Source organism: Chitinivibrionales bacterium (assembly GCA_035516255.1).
In the GTDB taxonomy this organism is placed as follows: Bacteria; Fibrobacterota; Chitinivibrionia; order Chitinivibrionales; family FEN-1185; genus FEN-1185.
Map to the genome: position 1 here is coordinate 85,737 of DATJAL010000044.1, position 19,286 is coordinate 105,022.

15 protein-coding genes and 1 tRNA gene are annotated in these 19,286 nt (G+C 56.0%); 11 read left to right on the plus strand and 5 right to left on the minus strand.

Annotated features, from left to right (window positions below):
• Positions 1 to 217 precede the first annotated feature (217 nt).
• A tRNA-Arg gene (locus VLX68_12450) sits at positions 218 to 294 on the plus strand.
• An 18-nt stretch (positions 295 to 312) separates the two neighbouring features.
• Positions 313 to 900, plus strand: a complete 588-nt coding sequence (locus tag VLX68_12455) for a hypothetical protein (GenBank protein HUI93050.1) — start codon at positions 313 to 315, stop codon at positions 898 to 900.
• On the opposite strand, the gene VLX68_12460 is transcribed toward VLX68_12455, so the two are convergent.
• From VLX68_12460 to VLX68_12470, 3 genes are all read right to left on the minus strand, one after another.
• Entirely contained in the window at positions 884 to 3,058 is a 2,175-nt protein-coding gene (locus VLX68_12460; protein ID HUI93051.1) for a serine/threonine-protein kinase, read from the minus strand. The two genes, VLX68_12455 and VLX68_12460, sit on opposite strands and share 17 nt — an antisense overlap.
• Complete coding sequence (locus tag VLX68_12465; protein HUI93052.1) at positions 3,051 to 4,631, minus strand: serine/threonine-protein kinase; 1,581 nt, start codon at positions 4,629 to 4,631, stop codon at positions 3,051 to 3,053. The genes VLX68_12460 and VLX68_12465 overlap by 8 nt, the downstream gene beginning before the upstream one ends.
• A gap of 358 nt (positions 4,632 to 4,989) precedes the next feature.
• A complete protein-coding gene (locus VLX68_12470) occupies positions 4,990 to 5,661 on the minus strand; it encodes a hypothetical protein (GenBank protein HUI93053.1) in 672 nt (223 codons plus the stop codon).
• Between the two features lie 207 nt (positions 5,662 to 5,868).
• Between VLX68_12470 and dnaG the strand changes: the two genes are divergently transcribed.
• The 9 genes from dnaG to VLX68_12515 all read left to right on the plus strand — a co-directional run bounded on the left by dnaG (position 5,869) and on the right by VLX68_12515 (position 18,322).
• Entirely contained in the window at positions 5,869 to 7,650 is a 1,782-nt protein-coding gene (gene dnaG, locus VLX68_12475; GenBank protein HUI93054.1) for a DNA primase, read from the plus strand.
• A 5-nt stretch (positions 7,651 to 7,655) separates the two neighbouring features.
• Entirely contained in the window at positions 7,656 to 9,194 is a 1,539-nt protein-coding gene (locus VLX68_12480) for a sigma-70 family RNA polymerase sigma factor (GenBank protein ID HUI93055.1), read from the plus strand.
• A 515-nt stretch (positions 9,195 to 9,709) separates the two neighbouring features.
• The gene (locus VLX68_12485; GenBank protein HUI93056.1) at positions 9,710 to 11,056 is read left to right on the plus strand and encodes a radical SAM protein; all 1,347 of its coding nucleotides are present in this window, start codon (positions 9,710 to 9,712) and stop codon (positions 11,054 to 11,056) included.
• Positions 11,057 to 11,383: 327 nt separating this feature from the next.
• Entirely contained in the window at positions 11,384 to 12,613 is a 1,230-nt protein-coding gene (locus VLX68_12490) for a beta-ketoacyl-[acyl-carrier-protein] synthase family protein (protein ID HUI93057.1), read from the plus strand.
• Positions 12,614 to 12,622: 9 nt separating this feature from the next.
• Positions 12,623 to 13,822: a beta-ketoacyl synthase N-terminal-like domain-containing protein gene (locus VLX68_12495; protein HUI93058.1), complete on the plus strand. Its 1,200-nt coding sequence runs from the start codon at positions 12,623 to 12,625 to the stop codon at positions 13,820 to 13,822.
• Between the two features lie 92 nt (positions 13,823 to 13,914).
• A complete protein-coding gene (locus tag VLX68_12500) occupies positions 13,915 to 14,178 on the plus strand; it encodes an acyl carrier protein (GenBank protein HUI93059.1) in 264 nt (87 codons plus the stop codon).
• A 430-nt stretch (positions 14,179 to 14,608) separates the two neighbouring features.
• Entirely contained in the window at positions 14,609 to 15,487 is an 879-nt protein-coding gene (locus VLX68_12505) for a hypothetical protein (GenBank protein ID HUI93060.1), read from the plus strand.
• Positions 15,477 to 16,940, plus strand: a complete 1,464-nt coding sequence (locus VLX68_12510) for an NAD(P)/FAD-dependent oxidoreductase (protein HUI93061.1) — start codon at positions 15,477 to 15,479, stop codon at positions 16,938 to 16,940. The genes VLX68_12505 and VLX68_12510 overlap by 11 nt, the downstream gene beginning before the upstream one ends.
• A gap of 98 nt (positions 16,941 to 17,038) precedes the next feature.
• The gene (locus tag VLX68_12515) at positions 17,039 to 18,322 is read left to right on the plus strand and encodes a cobalamin-dependent protein (GenBank protein HUI93062.1); all 1,284 of its coding nucleotides are present in this window, start codon (positions 17,039 to 17,041) and stop codon (positions 18,320 to 18,322) included.
• A 160-nt stretch (positions 18,323 to 18,482) separates the two neighbouring features.
• Here VLX68_12515 and VLX68_12520 read toward each other — a convergent pair whose 3' ends face one another.
• Positions 18,483 to 18,797 (minus strand): hypothetical protein, encoded by a 315-nt coding sequence (locus VLX68_12520; protein ID HUI93063.1) that lies wholly within the window; start codon positions 18,795 to 18,797, stop codon positions 18,483 to 18,485.
• 137 nt (positions 18,798 to 18,934) lie between these two features.
• Positions 18,935 to 19,286: hypothetical protein (locus VLX68_12525; protein HUI93064.1), on the minus strand; the 352-nt coding region annotated here is incomplete at its 5' end.

Below are 19,286 nucleotides of genomic sequence, written 5' to 3' on the forward strand. Positions count from 1 at the left end.
GAAAACTTTCCCGATTTTACCTACCTCCTCCGCCATCAACGCCGACCCTGGAGCGGAAGGATCAGCCACTTGCACTATCTGCAAGAATGATTACACCATTTTTCCCCTCTATAAGATTATCGTATTATCTCCGACATGTCAAAACCTATTTGCCGCTGTGGAAATTCCCGCAGCTTTGCCTTGAAAAACATATTTTAACAATGGAAAAAACCGCAACGCGCCCTTAGCTCAACTGGATAGAGCATCTGGCTTCGGACCAGAGGGTTGCGGGTTCGAGTCCTGCAGGGCGCGCCAATATAATAAGAAAGCCTTTTGAAGGATAAAATCCAAATATCGGATGAAACAATCAAGGCATCCCGCGAAGTTTACCATCTCTTATTTTCAAAATTAAATTCACAAACAGGAATCCATGTCGGGACGTTTGTTTCCGCCGCCGCGCGACTCGCGGGAACCTGCCTGTTTCGCTCATTCAATTTTAAACCGATTGATGCAAAACCTGGCGCCTGTGTTTTGTCTGAAGAGGCCGACGTTGAAGTCCCACAGCTGGTGAATTTATTGGTTAGTATTTTAAAATCTTACAAAGTCGAAATAAAATCAAACCCAGACCTTAAAACGCCGGCGGAGCGCTTGCCCAAGCTTGACATTGTTCAAATGCAAACAATATTCCAGGAGGAATTCTTTGGGATAATGAAGGACCACCATCTTAACCTCGATGATTCGGCCGTCGCAGGCGTGGTTACCGCTGCCGGGATAATTCATCAAACCCGGGAAAATGTGGCCTTGCCTATTTCGACGGGAGTTGCGATAATGGGGTTCATCAAAGGTTCAGAAACGCTGCCCCGTGCCTTTGAAATGACGAAACAAATGCTTTTATTGCCTCAAGCTATTTCTTCGACTTAAGGCACTTTTCCAGCAGCCCCCTGTCATGCGAAATCAGGTCCCCGTTGGTCACGAGCACCGGCATGGGTTTGGAAAGTAGATACTCCTTGGTAAAATACAGATGCGTGCCCGGCTTTGGATTAGCGGTAATGATTTCTTTTGCGCCCTGCCGGTACACGTAGATGGTCCCGCCCTCGTCGACGAATTTTTCCTTTTCGGTGTGCCAGACGTCGTCGAGCTCGTCCCCTTTTTCGATGTGTTCCAATTTGTAAACACCGCCGCACAGCACACTTGCCGTGGGCCGGATCGCCTGCGGCGGCGCCGCCGGCTGGACCACCTGCGGCGGGACGGGTGCCTGCACCGGCGGTGCCGACGGTTGCGACTGGGTCACCATGATCGCGATGGTGGTGGCAAGCGGCTTGCATTCCGGATTGCTCGCCTCGATTTTCACCGGATGCGGCCCGGGTTTCAGTTTCTGGCCCTTTACCGAAAGCAGCAGTTTATTCGGGTAATCCACGATGAATTTCCGGTCGAGGCTGGTGACCTTGAAAAACGGAAGGGTGTCGGGTGAAATGTGCGTTGACGCGTCAAGGGAATCGAGAACGGCGAATTTCAGATACCTCACGTCGATTCTCGCGGACCGGTACTGCGGCACCGTGTAGGTCCTTGCGTCCTCCCTTTTGATGTAACGCCCGCTCTTCGGAGCCGGTGCCGCGGGCGCAACGGCCGCAACGGTATCTTTCTTTTGTGAAGGGCCCGCGGCGGCCGCCTCGGCCTTTGCGGACTGCTCGGCGGTAAGGGCGCGGGAGGCATACTGCAGGTATCCCGCGACAAGAAGCGCAATTGTCAAGGCCGCGGTCGTGACCGCGATGGCCGCCTTTCTCAGGCGGGACATCCGCTCGCGGCCGACCTGCTCCAGCCGCTGCCGCAGATGGAGTTCAGTCATCTCGTTGAGGATGTTTTTCCCCTTCTTCCCGCTCATGAGGTCGTGGATTCTTCCGTAATAGTCGGGGCCCCTTTTTTTCCTGAAAACGCCGAGCCGCTTGATCAGTTCGTCCAGGGCGGGGCAATGCACCCGTTCTTCGGGTTTCTTGATAAAACCGAAGAAATTTCCGGCCAGCGGCACGTAATTATATCTCCCGCCATTCTTGGTAAACCAGGCGCCGGCGTTTTTTGTCACAAACGGGAAGACATATTTCTTGCCGCTTTTCCCGCCCGACGATTTCACGCAGTCCGCCGCGCCGAAATTTTCCTCAAGTTTTGTTTTGTCAAGCGCCGCGGCCAGATAGTCCTTCAATTTGTTCTTGGACACGTCCTCCAAGAGATAGTTCATGCATAGCGCCGCGCTGGCGGCCAGGGCGGAAAACAGCCTCGGAACAACGGCGAAATAATCCCCCGCCTTTCTCACGTTGAAGCCGATCGCATGAAAGGGGGCGAAGCATTTGCCGAACGAATCGGGCGCGGTCCTCAGCGTCTGCCCCAGAACGCGCTGCTCCGCATCGGTCAATTTGTATTCCTTGGAGAAGCCCGGTTTTTTCCCCGTGAGCATCTCGTACACCATCAGCGCGGTCTCAAAAACGTCGACGGATTCCCGTTGGTATCTCGTGCGGGGAAAAAAGCCGCTCGCGCCTTTGCCGAGATCAACGAGTTCTTCGGGAAGAAGCCCGCCAACCGACGGAGGTATGCTGTTGAAGTAATTCGTCAGGATAATAAGGTCCCGGTCGCTCACCAGGACCCGTTCGAGCGACAGCCCGTTGTGGACGTCAAAGGAGTCGTGGATTTTTTTCACCTCGTTGCACACGTCGAGCGCGAGGAACCCTTTTTCCTGGAGGGAAAACGGGCATTTTGTGAGCACGTCCTTCAATGTCGCATTCGGGGAAATGCTGACGATGTAGATCCGGTGCGAGGCGTCGTAATAAAAGGAGTTGAAGGCGATGTTCCGCAATTCCTTCGCCTTTTCCCTTTTTGACAATATCGTTTTCAGAATGTTGCCGAGGCGCTGTTCCGAATCGTACGTTCCGGTTTCAATGACGACATCCTGGCTCTCCTTGCCGAAAACGCGCTTCCCCATGTACACCTCACCGGGCACGACCTCCTTGGTCACCAGCGTTCGCACCGCGCTGTCGGCGGGCGTGATGCCGTTCTGTATCATCGCGATGCCGGAATAGATGTCAGTCATAGGCGGACACCCCCAGCCGCGCGTCAAGGCCCATGAGTATCGATTCCAGCTCGTCGGCCTTGGCCTTGTAGCGGGGATAGATTTTTTTGATGCCGGTGTACACCTGGTGGAAAAAACTCAGCAGGGAGGCGTGGGCGGCCATGTCGGAGACTTTGTCAGTCTTGAATACGCCGTTCAGGCGTTTTTCGACACTTGACAAAAGCTCTTCAACGGGCGCGCTGCCCTTGCCCCCGATCTTGCAGAGCGACAGGATGACCTGGGTCAGTTTTTTTCCTCCCTTGTCGGCGAACATTTTTTCAAACGACGCGTCGTCCATGAAATGCCGCGCATATCTCCTGCAGCGTTCGGAGCAGATGTCCTGGGTCCGCCGGTAGAGGTTCTTCACCGCCTCCTCCACCGTCGGCTGCCTGCCCAGCTCCCGCTGCAATCTTCCCTTGTGGCTCCTGAAAACGGCCTCATAATACCCTTTCAGCGCCAGCACCTCCGCGACGGCCTCGACCTCGGCCTGCCATGAACGTTCTATGATTTTATTGAACAGTTTCTCGTTGGCGGGATTGAGTTCCGTCAACCCCTTCGAGCTGTTGAGCCCGGTGCCGGACCTGTTTATGTAAAGATCCTTCGCCTCGGTCTGGATCAGCTTGACCGCGAAATTCGCCGACGTTATGATTTTGCTCTCGAAATAATTTTGTCCCGTGAGCTCCGTGAAAAGCACCGGGCCGTTGAGGGAGGAAATATCGGCCTGTTCCGGGACTATTTCGATGTAGTAGTGGGCGGGCGCGTCCGTCAAGCGGTCCTTGTCCTCGCTCACCCGGTATTTCCGGTCGTTCAGGATGCAGTATTTGTCATTCGCCTCTTCGAAGATTTTCGTTTTTTCGGGATTGATGTCGATGCGGGGACGGTCGAGATTGAGCTTGCTGGTATAGTACGGCGTGCCGATGAACGAATCGTCGGCTTTGGTGAGCAGCGTCTTTCCGCTCAGGCTCTGGATGTGGGAAACGCCGAAATCGGTGAGCACCACGATGCCGTTGATGTCGATGAGAATGTTATCGGGTTTTATGTCACGGTGCACGATGTCGTGCTTGTGCGCGACATCCAGCGCGTCGTGCATCTGGATCTGGATGGCGCACACCTCCTCCGGCAAAAGGCCTTCCTCGTGGACATTGATGGTGTCGGCCAGGCTCTGGCCGCGGATGTATTCCATCACGAAGTACAGCTGGTTCTTCTGCGTTGTTCCGGAATCGTAAAGCTGGATGATGTTTTTGCAGTACGGCAGCTTGGCCATGGTCTCGGCTTCCCTGAGAAACCTTCCGATACGCTCCTTTCTGAAATTGCTTTCATCGAGCGGGCCGTTGCAGTTCCCGAGCTGTTTCACCACGTCGTCGTTGCCGAGGAACTTCACGATCGCCTTGAAATCCGGAATGAGTTTGTGCTTCGCGATGTAAAGCCTGCTCATGCCTCCTTCCGCAAAGTACCCTTCGGGGATCCATGTTTCAAAAGAAACCAATGGGGTTCCGATTATGGAAGAGTCCTCCATCCTGAATTCCACGCTGCCGGGATCTATCGTCGCTGCCATGATTTCCTTCCACCATTGCCTGCGGATGATGATTTTCCGTATTTTCGTTCAATATTTAATTATACGGTTTCTTCCTATGATAGTCAATTCGGCATTTTCGTGGAAAAAGCCTTAAAATTTGCCGAATTATTTAATGGAGAATTACGGACTCGGGTATGTGCAGGAAAACAAAAAGGACTTTAGCGGGAATAAGAACATTCACCGCTGAGACGCGGAGGACGCAAAAATTAAAACGGGATTATAGTAGCAAGATATATTCAAATCATTTTTTGATTTTCTATTTGTTTCTCTCGCGGTCTCTATTTCATTCTTCTCTGCCATCTCTGCGTCTCTCCTGTGAGGTTTTTCTCCAATCACCTTAAAACCGCAGCGACAGCCCGCCGGTGAGTATCCCCAGCTGCCCCGAAATCGAGTTCTGCCTGAAGTAAACCTCGTCGTACAACCGCGGGACAAAGCTCCGGTACACATCGAGATACAGGCCGGGCTGGAAGCGGCCGAAGGCAAAGGGATATCCTGCCGCGCGCAAATAGGGGCCGCATCCCCACCGTGAAAGCGTCGCGGGCGGCGTGGCGCCGTCGTCAGCCACCCTCCAGTCGGCAAGCAGGGAAAGAAAAACGCCCAGGCCGATCACGAGCCTCGGATTGTCGCGTCCGCCGGAGGGGTTCTTGAAAAAGTGGAAATTGTAAAGCAGCGGCACGTCGACCAGCAGAAGTGACAGGTCCCTGCCGCCGGTGACGGCGTTCGCCGTGTCCTTGTAATCGATGCTCTGGCCGGTCTGGCCGACATTGATGCCGAGGGAAAGATATTGGCCCAGCACCTTCACCTCCGCGGCGACAGACCCTCCGACCGATGTCCTTGTCGCGCCCGACACCGCGTCCACCCTGTTGCGGCCGACAATGCTGCCGTGATACGCGCCCGCCTGCACGAGCCAGGTGATGTTGTCTTTAAAAGAGCCCTGAGCATGAATGGTTCCCGGAGCAAGTCCGGCGATCATTGACAACGCAATAATGCTTTTGTAAACCCGCCGCATGCCGAATCCCCCCTTCTTATAATGAAGCCATTGCTCCATTTTGGCAACAGGAACATGTCCTGGATAAGAAATACTATATGCAGCTTCCTAAAAAAAGATTAGTCCCGAAATGTCCCCGCCAACCGCCTGCCTTCATATTTTTCATCTCCCTGCCATCTTGTCGCTCCCCTATCGTATTTTTCAAATAATAACTCCTCATAAGAAACTATGCAGCAACTGTTCCCCAAGAAATCCTTCGACGACGGCGTCAAGGAAGAAATACGCAACGCCATCAACATCGCCGACGTGGTGGGCAGGCACGTTGCGCTCAGGCCCGCAGGCCAGAACCTGAAAGGCCTGTGCCCGTTTCACAAGGAGAAAACGCCGTCATTCACGGTGTCGCCCGCAAAGGGCATCTTCTATTGTTTCGGGTGCCACAAGGGCGGCGACGTGTTCAAGTTCCTCATGGAGCTCGAAGGGCTCACCTTTCCCGAAGCGCTCAGGCTCCTTGCCGACGAGGCAGGCATCAAGCTTGCGCCTTCGCGCCTGGAAAGCGCGGTGCCGGCCTCAGGCCAGGCCGCAATTCCGAAAGACGAGCTGCTCAAAATAAACAACCTGGCGCTTGATTTTTATTACCATCAGACGCGCAACCACAAGCAGGCCGTAGACTATTTCGTTTCGCGCGGGCTTTCCAAGGAAACCATCAGGGAGTTCAGGCTCGGTTACGCGCCGCCGGGGTGGTCTGCGTTTCTCGAACACGCAAAAAGCAAGGGCGTCGGCGAAAAGCCGGTGGTGCTGGCCGGGCTTGCCATTGTCAAGCAGGAAACCGGCGGCGCGTACGACCGGTTCCGCGACCGTATCATCTTTCCCATTTTCGACACGTCAAAGCGGCCGGTGGGGTTCGCGGGCCGCGGGCTCACGGCCGACGCGACGCCGAAATACCTCAACTCGCCGGAAACGCCGCTGTACCAGAAGAGCAAGATCCTGTACGGGTTCCACGTCACCCAGCAGTTCGTGCGCGAGAGCAAGAGCGTGATCATCGTGGAAGGGTACATGGATTTCCTGGCGCTCTACCAGGCCGGAATAAAAAACGTGATCGCCACGTCCGGCACCGCGTTCACCGACACGCACGCGAGGATCCTGCGGCGATTCACCGACAAACTTTTTCTTGTGTTTGACGGCGATGCGGCCGGCATTCTGGCCGCGCAGCGCGCCATTTTCGTGCTCGCGCCGTACAACTTCAACATACGCGTGCTCACCATCCCGGAAGACGAGGACCCCGACGAATACGTGAAGGCGCGCGGGCCACAGGCGTTCAATGAGCTTCTGGAAAAATCTTCGAAAGATTACATGAAATTCATCATCGCAAAGACTGCGGCCGACAACAGGGCGGAAACGCCGTACGGTAAATCCGCCGCTCTCAATGCGCTTGCGCCGCTGGCGCAGGCCCTGTCCGACGCGGTGGTGCAGCGCGAGTTCGTGAAGCAAATGGGCGAGGCGCTTTCTCTCACCGAAGACGTGATTTACCAGCGCATCAGGCAGCGCCAGGGACCGGCCGCGCCCCGGCCAGTGCGGCAGGAGTCCGAAGACACGGCGGCAGCCTTTTTCGGCACTATCGAGGGGAACTTCATCCGATTATTGCTGGCCAATCCGCATCTGGTGCTCGAGGCGCGGCAATTCATTGCTCCCGAAACGTTCACCGATAAATTCTCCGGTGAATTATATTTAACTGTTCTAAGGAGTTACGACGAGAGTCCGGACCTCGTAACGCTTTTGAAAAATGTGCGCGATGACGAGACGGGCCGGATGCTCAGTTTCGCTTTTGCAAACGAGGCGGATGCCGGGAACCCGAACGATGAGCTTGTCCATGTCATGCGGCGTCTGCAGGAGAAATTCATCAGGTCGAAAATAAAGGCGAACCAAGAAATAATGAAAAAAGATCCGGGCCAGCGGGCCGTTCTCTTGGAAAAAAACAGGGATCTGTCCTTACAACTGAAAGATCTCACCTGACAATAATGGCCTCAAACGACTCCCCAAACTCCCCGTCGGCCGGAAAAATAGCGGCACGGCTGCGCAAGCTCGCGTCGCTCCAGGGGTTCATCACGCCCGACCAGCTCGAGGAGCTCGCGCCCACCCTTGACGAGCGCGACAAGCTCGAGGCGATCTGCGAACGCGAGAACATCAGCATCAACGCGCTGGTTGCGGAGAAGAAGGAGCCGCTCCTCGACCGCAGGCCGCGCCGCGTCATCTCGGTGCGCCGCATTCCCCGCTACGCCGACCCCACGTGGGTCTATCTCAACAGCGTTGGCCGCGTGCCGCTCCTGTCGCGCGACCAGGAGGCCGAGTATGCCATGCAGATGGAGGCGGCGCAGGAGAAGCTCTTCGACATGGCGTTCCGCTCGCCGGTCGCGCTCGAGAGCCTGTACCGCATCGCCACCGAGCTCAAGCGCGGCGTGCTCGAATGCGCCGACGTGCTGCAGATTGAGGAGGACCTGTTCGACAACCCGTCGGAATGCGAAAAGCTCCGCGCCGCCTTTCTGCGCATGGTGGCCCACGTCAAGAACAAGAACCGGCAGCTCGACGGCCTCACCCGTAAATCCAGGGTACTGCGCTCGGTAAAGTCGTCGGGCGAGGCCCGGCAGAAAATGGAATCGTTGCGCAAAGAAAGCATCGAGCAGTGCCGGCAGCTCAACCTCAACACCAAGCAGGTGCAGCATATTCTTGACAAATTCAAAGAGCACCTCAAGGAAAAGGGCCAGGAGTCGCAGCTTTTGGAATTCAAGAAATGGGAGGACGCGCGCAACCAGGCCAAGTGCGCGATCATCGAGGCCAACGTGCGGCTCGTGGTGAGCATCGCCAAGAAATACACGCTGCGCGGCATGGAGATCATCGACCTGATCCAGGAGGGCAACCGCGGGCTCATCAAGGCCGTGGAGAACTTCGACTACCGCAAGGGCTACAAGTTTTCCACCTATGCCACGTGGTGGATCAAGCAGGCCATCTCCCGCGCCATCAACGACAAGTCGAAAACCATCCGCATCCCGGCCAACACCCTCGACCTCGTCAACAAGACCATCCGCTACTGCCGCAAGCGCGTCACCGAGGTGGGCACCGAGCCCACGCACGAGGAAATCGCGCGGGCGCTCGGCTACTCGGTCAACAAGGTGCAGATGGCGCTCGAATACTCCATGGACCCTATCTCGCTTGACATGGAGATCGGCAGCGACGGCAGCACTACCTTCGGCGAATACATCGAGGACACCAAGGCGGAGGACCCGGCCCAGCGCATGTCGCTCATCAGGCTGCGGGAGCAGATCAAGACCGTGCTCGATTCCCTCGCCGACAAGGAGCGCGAGATCGTGGTCATGCGCTTCGGCCTCGACGACGGCCGGATAAAGACCCTCAAGGAGATCGGCGAGGCGTTCAACATCTCCCGCGAGCGCGTGCGCCAGATCGAGACCAAGGCGCTCGCCAAGCTCAAGCACCCCAGCCGCACCCGCCAGCTCGCCGCGTGGAAGGAAGACCGCGACGAGATGATGATGGGCGACATGTAGACCGCTGAGACATCTTTCGCACAAAAAAATTTCAAACTCTGGTGGGGACACCACTTCGTGGTTTCCCCTGGCCCCCCGCTTTCCCGCGCGGCGCGGGACGATCCGGGGGCACACCCTTTCCAGCGAAGGGGCGCGCGAGGTCGCTCGCATACGCTCGCGAAGCGTCGCCCCTTCGCAACGCATCCTCAGCGGTATGCCGCTTCGCGGCGATAAAAAACAATTTCCAGTCGCTGTTTTTTCTTGATTTACGACCCGCAATTTACACTGCCAAGTCCACAATTAACAGGTCCTGCCTATCGAGATTTAAAAAATAATGTCCTACTCACTTATCCCATTTTTATCCTGAAGATATCGAATTGCCATATCAACCCTTATCTCAATTACGTTGCGCATAGGTCAACTGCCATTATCACTCCTCCTTCTCATTGGTCTATTACATGCAACTTTTTTCACGGACCCGCAGCCATTGTTTTTTGTCCACAGCATTTTCTCTAGATATAATCTATTTTTATCGAATGAAAATCACCTTCATCTATCCCAAATTCGAAAAATTCCTCGAGACCTATCCCGAGCTTGCCGAGTTGCCCGCCATCGCGGCAACCTGGGCCTTCCGCATGCCGCCGGCCCTGGGCATCCCCATTCTCGTGAACCTTCTGCCGCCCGATGCATCGTGGCGCGTGATCGACCAAAATATTGAGCCGGTTGATTTCAACGACGATGCGGATCTCATCGCCATCAGTTATTTCACACCGCAAGCGGGTTTTGCGTACGAGATCGGTGACGAATTCCTGCGGCGCAATAAGACCGTTGTCGCGGGCGGCATGCATCCTTCAACAATGCCGGCAGAAGCGGCGCGGCACGCCTCGAGCGTGTGCATCGGCGAGGCGGACACGGTGTGGCCGCAGATCATTGAAGATTTTAATAACGGCCGCCTAAAAAAAATTTACAAACCTGAATCCGTGCCCGCCCCGGAGCAGATTGCGGCCGCAAAACCGGGCATCTTTGACGTTGAAGAAAAGTACGACTGGCACGCGTCGCTCGTGTCGATCACGCGCGGATGCCCGTTCGGCTGCGAATGGTGCAATATTCCTCTTTATCAAGACACCAGGATTCGGCTGCGGCCCATGGACGCCGTTGCCGCCGAAATCGAAAAACTCGCGGGAAAGGAATTCTACGTCACCGACGACATGGTGATGCTCAACCGGCCCCGCATCACCCGGTACATTATTGACTTATGCGAGCGCATACGGCCCTTCAAGGTGCGGATGTTCCTGTCCTGCTCGCCCGCCATGCACAACGACCCCGCGTTCCTCGACGCGCTCGCCACAGGCGGCGCCGCGAGCATGTACACCGTTTTCGCGAGCGACCCGGTGAGCCAGCGCTTTTACCGCCGCGAGCCGGCCGTGTGGCGGCGCACGCTCGATGTGGCAAAGCAGCTCGAAGACCGCGGAATACGGTTTTTCGGCTCGTTCGGCGTCGGGTTCGACACCATGGGCGAAGACCAGTTCGACACCATTCTTGATTTCTGCGAACAGGCGCATGTCAAAACCGCGGAGTTCTTCATTGCCACGCCGTTTCCCGCCACGCCGTTCTGGAAGCGCATCGAGTCGGAGAACCGCTTTCTGCTCCCCCGCGACTGGAACAAATATAACTGCGCGAACATCGTTTTCCGGCCGAAATTGATTTTGGAGGAAGAATTGCACGATGGATTTATAATGTTATGGAAAGAATTTTTTAAAAACGTGGACCTTGAGGAATCGCTGTCGTCGTTCAGGCAGAAGGCGGAGAACATTTTGAAGTCGAGGGAGTATTCACAGAAAGTAAAGGATGCGGTGAAAAGAGGATTAAATAAAGATCGATAAAATGGGCGTTCCCCGTTTGTAGTGGCGAAAAATATTTCGCCTCTGCAAACGGGTCGGCCCTCCTTCCGGTCCACCCCTTCGGGTGCTTCTCCCTCGTCAGGGATTTCCAAGGGTCACAAGGGTCGTCGTCCTTCGGCTCGGGCTGCCACGGCCCCTATGCCCTCGGATCGCCGCCGCGCAGCGGCGGAAGCCGGGGGCCAGGGGGAACCCGCGTAGCGGTGCCCCCACCCGGATATTTGAAAGTAATATTGAATAATATTCTTTATTTAACTATTTTATCCCAACATTTACATTTCCCAATAAAAATTTACACCTCATTCAAGGCGCATGAAAAACGACAGGGCGGTGGTGACAGGGCTGGGAGTGGTCTCGCCCATCGGGACCGGCGTTGAAGCGTTCTGGAATGCCGCTTGTAAAGGCACGAACGGCATAGCGCCGCTTACCTCGTTCGACACCACCGGGTTCCGCACCAGCGTCGGCGCCGAGGTAAAGGATTTCTCTGCAGGGTCTTTTCTTGCGCCCTCGCAGGTTTCCTCAATGGGAAGATCGAGTCAGTTTGCGGTAGCCGCGTCGAAAATGGCGCTTGCCGACGCAGGTCTTGACATAGCGAAACACGACCCGTACCGCACGGGCGTCAGCTTCGGCACCACCATGGGAGAGCCGCAGGTCCTTGAAGAAGGGATCGAGAGGCTCTATGGGGCAACAGGATCCGCGGATGCTTTACCCGAAGACCTTCCCCGCAAATATCCGTGCGGCGTGATTTCCGCGAACGTGGCATCGGCGCTGGGCGCGTGCGGCCCGGTGATCATGATTCCCACGGCCTGCGCGGCCGGCAACTATGCCATCGGTTACGCGCACGACCTTATCCGCCGCGGCATGGCCGACGTCGTAATCGCGGGCGGCAGCGACCCGATTTCCAAAATCGCGTTCACCGGCTTCAACCGGCTGCTCGCGACCGCAAAGGAATGCTGCAGGCCGTTTGACAAAAACCGCGACGGCATGGCCGTGGGAGAAGGCGCGGGCTCGCTCGTGCTCGAATCGCTTTCCCATGCGAAAAAACGCGGCGCGAAAATTTACGCGGAGGTGCTCGGCTACGGCCTCGGGTGCGACGCGTTCAAAATGACCATCCCCGACCCGTCGGGCAGCGGCGGCATTCTGGCGCTCACCACCGCGCTTGCACATGCGAACATAGGCCCGGACGCGGTCGATTACGTCAGCGCGCACGGCACCGGCACCGAGGAAAACGACAGGACCGAAACGCTCATCATCAAGACGGTGCTCGGCGAGCGGGCGAAATCGGTTCCGGTGTCGTCGCTCAAGTCGATGATCGGCCACACCATGGGCGCCGCCTCGGCCATCGAGGCCGCCGCGTGCTGCCTCACCATGAGCCACGGCGTCATCCTTCCTACAATCAATTACCGCACGCCCGACCCTGAATGCGACCTTGACTACGTGCCCAACGCGGCGCGCAGCGCATCCATAAACATCGCCGTCTCCAACGCCTATGCGTTCGGCGGCAACACGTCATCGCTCGTTCTCGGCAGGTTCAAAGGATAATCCGGACGCATGGAACCGAAAATCGTCATAACAACGGCGAGCGCGATCCACTGCCTCGGCAGAAATCTTGATGAGATTTCAGCGTCGCTTGCGCTGCCGCCCAGGACAAGTTACCTGAAGGATTTCGGGTTCCATTCGCTTTCCAAGGACACCCCCTGCTTCCGCATCGGCGATTTTGAGCCTGAGGCTATTTTGGGAAAAAAAGGCTTGCGTACCAAGGACCATGCCACCAAACTCCTGCTGTCCGCCATCGAGCTCGGGTTCAAGGACCTGTTCGAATCAACGCCCGAACCGGCGCGGCCCGGCCTCTGCATCGGCACCTCGTTCGGCAGCGTGCAAAGCATCGGCGACTTTCTGTCGGACGCGATCATCAACGGGTTCCATAATGTAAATCCGCAGGCGTTCGCCAACACCGTGATCAACGCGCCGACCTCAAACGCCAACATCCGCTACCTGTCGCGGGCCTTGAGCTCCACCGTGTCCACGACCTTCAACGCCGGCCTTGACGCGCTCGCGTACGCGGCGATGTTCCTGCGGCGGGGGTACGCGTCGTGGCTCATTGCCGGCGGGCTTGAAGAACTGAGTTATTACGCCCTTATCGGACTTGACAAAAACGGATCGCTTTCCGCATCAGGCGTTTGTGCGCCCTTTGGCGCAACCGCCGACGGCACCGTGGCGGGCGAAGGGTGCGCCGTGTTCTGCCTCGAAACCGAGGAGCACGCGAAATCGCGCGGCGCGCACATCATCGCGGAGCTCGCGGGCATCGCCTCCTGCTTTGACCCGAAAAAAGGCCCCCAAGGCTTTAATCTTGCCGGCGACGGCTGCCGCCACGCAATGCGCCAGGCCTGCGGCGACGCGGGCATTTCCCTTTCCGACATCGCCTTTGTCGCGGCAAGCGCCGGCGGCGTCCCGGATGGAGACACCATGGAAGCCGGCGCGCTCGCCGGGCTTTTCCCCAAAACTCCTGTTGCCGCATACAAGGCCAAAACCGGCGAATGTATCGGCGCGTCGTCGTGCATCAGCACGGCCTGCGCCCTTGCGGACATGAAGGCCCAAAGAGTCTCCGGCATCGGCAACGCCTATCCCCTCAGCCTCCCCGTCAACCTGGTTTTTGAGACCAGAACCGGGGTCCCTGCCGAATTTGTTTTGATCAATTCCTTTTCCTGCGACGGGTACTGCGGAAGCATTGTTCTTAAAAACCGTTCGTAAAAAATAGTATATTAAGACGTGCCGATCCGGTTGCGCAACCGGCAATAAGGTAATGCTATCACCGTAAAAACTTTTCCTATAGTTCAGGAGAGATGATGAATCCGGCCGAAATCAAGGCAGTCATCCGCGGGCTGATCACCGAGATCGCGGAAGACATGGAAATTGACACAGCGAAAATCACCGACACCGGCCATTTCATCAACGACATGGGCCTCGACTCGATGGCGCTCCTCGAAGTGCTCGCCACCATGGAGAAGAAATTCGGAATCACCATCCCGGAAACGGAGTTCCCCAACATCGTGACCATCGATAAGTGCGCGGAGACGGTGGAAAAGTATTTGAAGAATAAGAAGTAGCCCGCCAATATTTTTAATAAATCATTTCAATTATAATTTGGGCGTTCCCCCGTGGAGGGGCACAACACGCCCTAACGCGGTGGCGGAGTTCCTTTTAGTTAACGCGCTCATGAAGCCGATCGGGCTGAAGGTGCAGTAAAAGAGGTTTTTAGAATGAATAATACTTTGCAGCATGATCTCATCCCGAGAGAATATCAAGCCAGGTCCAACTCGTCAACTCGTTTACTCGTCTACCCGTCAACTCATTAACGCTCTAACGCTCCAACGCATCAACGGGCCTGCCCGCGCACCCGCCCCTTCATGCACAACTAATTATTGTAGGAACAACTTTACATAGTGTCCCGGCGGGCGATGTGTTATTTTTGAAGAACTTGTCTGTTTCGGGCATAGATGACAAGGCTTTTTTCTGTCAACCGTCAACCTTGTAATCATGAATCTCAGCAGCTTTCTCTTATCGCCGGAACTTTTCGAATCGCTGCCGCACAAAAGCCTTGAGGAACTCCGCAGCTACATTCTCACCAAAGGCGAGGAATGGTTCGACGGTTGCCCCGAGGAGGCCGTGGTCATCAAGAAAAACCTCACGCGGCTCGGCGTCCCGCACGATAACGCGCTGGTATGGCAGGTGCAGACCCATGTGCTGCTCCATTATTACGAAAAACTCCTACCCTTCTGCCTTGCGCCGCGGGATTTCCATGGGTATCTCATGGAGCGGGTCGCCATGCCGCCTGAGTTCGCGGCGCTGAAGGCGGACCTCGGCCGCGGCAACGGCGTGGTGCTGGCCGTGTGCCATTTCGGCGCGGTTGAATGCCTCGGGCCCGCGCTGGCGGCGCGGGGCATGGGCATCACCGGCGCGCTCAGGTTCTCGACCATGCAGTTGTCAACCACTACCGCGGACCGTGCCGCCGAGCTCGCAGCGAGCGGGCTGTTCGCGCCCGTTCATTTCATAGAAATCGGCTCGGGCCAGTCGCGGGTTGCGCTGGACATGGCGGCGGTCCTGCGCAGGGGCGAAATGCTCCTCGCCGTGTTTGACGAAAAGACGAATTATTCGGTGCCGGTCTCGCTGTTCGGCAAACAGGTATTGGGCGGGGCGGGGCTCGACCGGCTGGTGCGGTTTGCCCGGGAAGGGTCTGCCGTGTGGAGCGCCTTTGTGGTGCGGAGCGACAGCGAGTCCTACGAGGTGCGCCTGCGCAGGCACAAGGGCGACGGGCCGGAGCTTATCCAGTCGCTGTACAACGGCCTCGAGGCGGTCTGCGCTCCCCATTGCGCGCAGTGGTACTTTCTGCACGAGGAAATCCCTTTTGTCAAATAAGTACGACGCCATCATCATGGGTTCGGGCATCGGCGGCCTCACCGCCGGAGCGCTCCTTGCCAAACAGGGAATGCGCGTCGCGGTGCTCGAGCAGCATTCCCGGCCCGGCGGCTGCTGCCAGGGATTTTCGCGCCAGGGTTTTTCGTTTGATTCTTCGGTCCATTCGGTGTGCATGGCCGAAAACGGGTTCGTATGCGGCATGCTCAGGGAGCTTGGCGTCCGCGACGACATAGCCGTTGTCCCGAATTCAAGCACGGCGCGCATCATGAGTCCGGATCTTGATTTTATTCTCCCCGCCGATCTTGCAGCCCTTACCGCATCACTTGCCAATAATTTCCCGTCAGAAAAGAACGCGGTGGCCGATCTTCTGAGTGACATGCAGAAGCTGTTTACAACCTATAAGGGCGCACTTGCACAGGACAGCCAACGACCGGCCGCCGCGTCCGGCATTGCCGCCGCAACGCAATCGTACGGTGACTATATCGGGCGGTTCATCAAGGACGGTAATTTGAAATATCTTTTCGGCGCGATCTGGCCGTTCGGCGGATCGTCGCCGTCATACGCGCCGGTGTACAACGCGCTCATTTTCATCGCGCATGCGGTCGAAGGCTCGCATTACGTCAAGGGTGGGTTTTCGAACCTGGCCGAGGTCCTGTGCGCCGCGATCACCCGCAGCGGCGGCGAGGTCAAAACAAACTGGCGCGTTACCGGCATGGACATTGATGCCGCTAAGGCAGTGCGGGCGGTGCGCAACGCGGCAGGAGAAGAATTTTCCGCGGGTGTATTTATTTCAAACATCAGCCCCTATACGCTCCATCATCAGATCATTCCGGAAAAATCACGCAACCAGCTGTGGCTGCGGCGGCTTGCCAACCTGAAGCCGTCCGTAGCGGCCGTCTGCGTGTATCTGGGGACCGACGGCGACGCGTCGGACATCGCGAAAGACAATCTCACCTTTTGGTTCGGCTCGAACGACCACGACGAGATGTACCGGGGCATCATGAACGGCCCGCGGGACGAGACAAACCACCTGCTGATCATCCGGCCGCCGGGAGAGAAAAACGGCACCATCACGCTCATCCATTTTGTAAAGCCGGAAACAAAGGCCGACTGGGCCTCACAAAAAAGGAAAATCGCCGGCGCCATGATAAAAAAGGCCTGCCATGTTTTGGGCGATTTTTCCTCAAGGATCCGCGTCAAGGAATCCGCCTCGCCCGCCACGTTCGAACGGTACACCGGCAACACCGGCGGCGCGTGCTACGGATTCGAAAACGTAAAGGACCTTTACGGGCAGTCAAAGCTGCCTTTCGCCACCTACCTTTCCAATCTGTACCAGGTGGGACACTGGACAATAGCCGGCGGCGGGATTTACAATGTTATGATGAGCGGCAAGGTCGTGGCGGAAATAATTTTAAAACAGTTCAGCGTTGGGAGTGGAAAGTTGAAAGATTAATGAAAACATTTCTCAAAAGGATCTCGTCAGGTTTTTCCTGCTTTCAACTTCGAACTTCAAACTTTCAACTATCCTTTTACGTCAAAAAATGAAATCAAATGAAACTGCGATTGTTATATCCTAAATTCAAGAAATTCCTCGAAGACCATGCCTCGCTTCGCGAGGAACTCAAGGGCCACGTGATCGGCGACTACACCATGCCGCCGTCGCTTGCGCTGCCGATCATCGCCGCGCTCACACCACGCCCGGTCGGAATCAACCTTACCGACGACAACATCACGCCGGTTGATTTCGACGAGAAGGTCGACCTCGCGGTGATAAGCTGCTTCACGCCGCAGGCGCAGCGCGCCTACGAAATCGCGGACGAATTCAAGAAGCGCGGCACGAAAACCATCATCGGCGGCGTTCACCCGACCGCCCTGCCGGACGAGGCGCTCGCCCATGCCGACGCGGTATGCGTTGGCGAAGGGGAGCAGGTATGGCATGCCATTCTTTCCGACTTGCAAACCGGCTCGTTGAAAAAAAAGTACAGCGCCCAGTCGTATTGCGATCTCGCCAAAATGCCCGTCCCCCGCCGCGCTATTTTCTCGCCCGACAATTATCGCTGGAAGGCGCACCTCGTGCAGGTGATGCGCGGGTGCCCGGCGCCCTGCGCCGGCTGCCCCGTGCCCTACATGGGCGGCACCCTGTTCCGGCTGCGGCCGGTGGAAAACATCATCGCCGACATTAAATCAATGCCGTACAAGGAACTTTATTTCACCGATGACACCGTGATGCTTCCCGGAAAAAAACCGATGAAATTCCTGTTGAAGATCATGGAGCGCACCGCGGAAATGGCGGATATAAAAATCTTTCTCGCCTCCACCATGATGATGACGCCGGACCTGGAATTCTACCGCAAGCTTAAAAACGGCGGCACCGCGTCCATCTACACCGTGTTCGGCTTTGACAAGAACTCCCAGCTACTGTTCGACAAATCCTGCACGGCAGACCATTGGAGCGCTGCGGTCGACCTGGTCCGAATGATCGAGGACATCGGCATACACTTTTTCGGCTCGTTCGGCATCGGGTTTGACAACCAGGACAAGGGCGTGACCGAGCGCATCCTCAAATTCACGCAGGACGCGCGCATCGACCTGGCGGAATTCTACATCCCCACGCCGTTTCCCGGCACCAAGTTCGGCGAACGGATAGCCGCGGAAAACAGGCTCCTGCACCGGAACTATTCGCTGTGGAACCACGCGAACGTGGTGTTCAAACCCAAGAATTTCACGGAGACCGAGCTGCTCGATGCGTTCCATTTTGCGTGGAGGGAGTTTTATAAGGATAAAAAGCCGGAGAATACGGTGAGGAGTTTTACGTTGAATGAAAAAAAGAGTTGATTTTTGATAATAATAAAATGCTGGTAGGGCCTGGCCGGCCCTAAAACCCGCCAAGGAAAATGCTTAATGATATATTTCTATTACCCAATACTCTACTAATCGGCCATTTCCCGTAACCGAGGTGAGATTTTCTCCCCGTCCTATGGAAAAATACCATCCGTTATGCCGCCTTCCTGAAATAATAATGGCGTAAACCAGAAAGGACAGACATCTTCAAGCTGGCTCCTGTCTTCAGGGTTCCATAACCACAAGGAATTCGCTGTACGATCCCGATGCGGTCGGCAGACGGAAGCGTCATATTCGCCATAGAGGCAATGGGAATAGGTACCATAGGCTGCTTGTAAATATATTCCCGAAAAAAAAAGCCTCCTGCCCCCACGCGTTGCCACCTTTTCTTTACTTGTGCCTGAAGACCTTTCATGGTATAATAACCTTGTGTAGTCTGGGCCATTTTTTTCAACTGCTTGACCCTCATAATTCACACGCCTGCTTTTACTCAACCCGTGTTATGGCTACAGCTCAAACTATCTTTCAAATGTTCTTTAAGATCTGTAGGCTTGCCAGGATTCCTACCTTCTCTGCCAGGGCAATTTTTATTTCTCCGGAGATCTATTACTTGATCAGGACCGGTCTGACAATCGTCGCAGCCCCGCATGTGATTCGAGCTATGAAGGCTCCATGTGCAAGCTTCGTGCATAAGGAGACTACACGAGTTTGCCCGGTAGCAATACTCCAATGTCCCATAATCCGGCCGAAGCAATCGAAAAGTGTAACTGCTATGGGCTTGCCATTGTCCATTTTGAGGTTTCCCGCATTGATTATGAGAAAACCGTTTCTGACGGTTATTACATCCATATTCTTGATGCCTGATGATGCCTGGTGAAATTCGGTTTTCACAGCAAGTGCGTCGCTGTAGTCGGGATATGAACCGGAAGCGGTGGTATAAACGTTCTCCGCCAGTGGA

Excerpts from the sequence above, each read along its gene's own strand:
- VLX68_12480 (HUI93055.1), top strand. The coding sequence starts at position 7,656 with ATGGCCTCAAACGACTCCCCAAACTCCCCGTCGGCCGGAAAAATAGCG.
- VLX68_12490 (HUI93057.1), top strand. The coding sequence starts at position 11,384 with ATGAAAAACGACAGGGCGGTGGTGACAGGGCTGGGAGTGGTCTCGCCC.
- VLX68_12470 (HUI93053.1), bottom strand. The coding sequence starts at position 5,661 with ATGCGGCGGGTTTACAAAAGCATTATTGCGTTGTCAATGATCGCCGGA.
- VLX68_12495 (HUI93058.1), top strand. The coding sequence starts at position 12,623 with ATGGAACCGAAAATCGTCATAACAACGGCGAGCGCGATCCACTGCCTC.
- dnaG (HUI93054.1), top strand. The coding sequence starts at position 5,869 with ATGCAGCAACTGTTCCCCAAGAAATCCTTCGACGACGGCGTCAAGGAA.
- VLX68_12460 (HUI93051.1), bottom strand. The coding sequence starts at position 3,058 with ATGACTGACATCTATTCCGGCATCGCGATGATACAGAACGGCATCACG.
- VLX68_12520 (HUI93063.1), bottom strand. The coding sequence starts at position 18,797 with ATGAGGGTCAAGCAGTTGAAAAAAATGGCCCAGACTACACAAGGTTAT.
- VLX68_12505 (HUI93060.1), top strand. The coding sequence starts at position 14,609 with ATGAATCTCAGCAGCTTTCTCTTATCGCCGGAACTTTTCGAATCGCTG.
- VLX68_12500 (HUI93059.1), top strand. The coding sequence starts at position 13,915 with ATGATGAATCCGGCCGAAATCAAGGCAGTCATCCGCGGGCTGATCACC.
- VLX68_12515 (HUI93062.1), top strand. The coding sequence starts at position 17,039 with ATGAAACTGCGATTGTTATATCCTAAATTCAAGAAATTCCTCGAAGAC.
- VLX68_12465 (HUI93052.1), bottom strand. The coding sequence starts at position 4,631 with ATGGCAGCGACGATAGATCCCGGCAGCGTGGAATTCAGGATGGAGGAC.
- VLX68_12485 (HUI93056.1), top strand. The coding sequence starts at position 9,710 with ATGAAAATCACCTTCATCTATCCCAAATTCGAAAAATTCCTCGAGACC.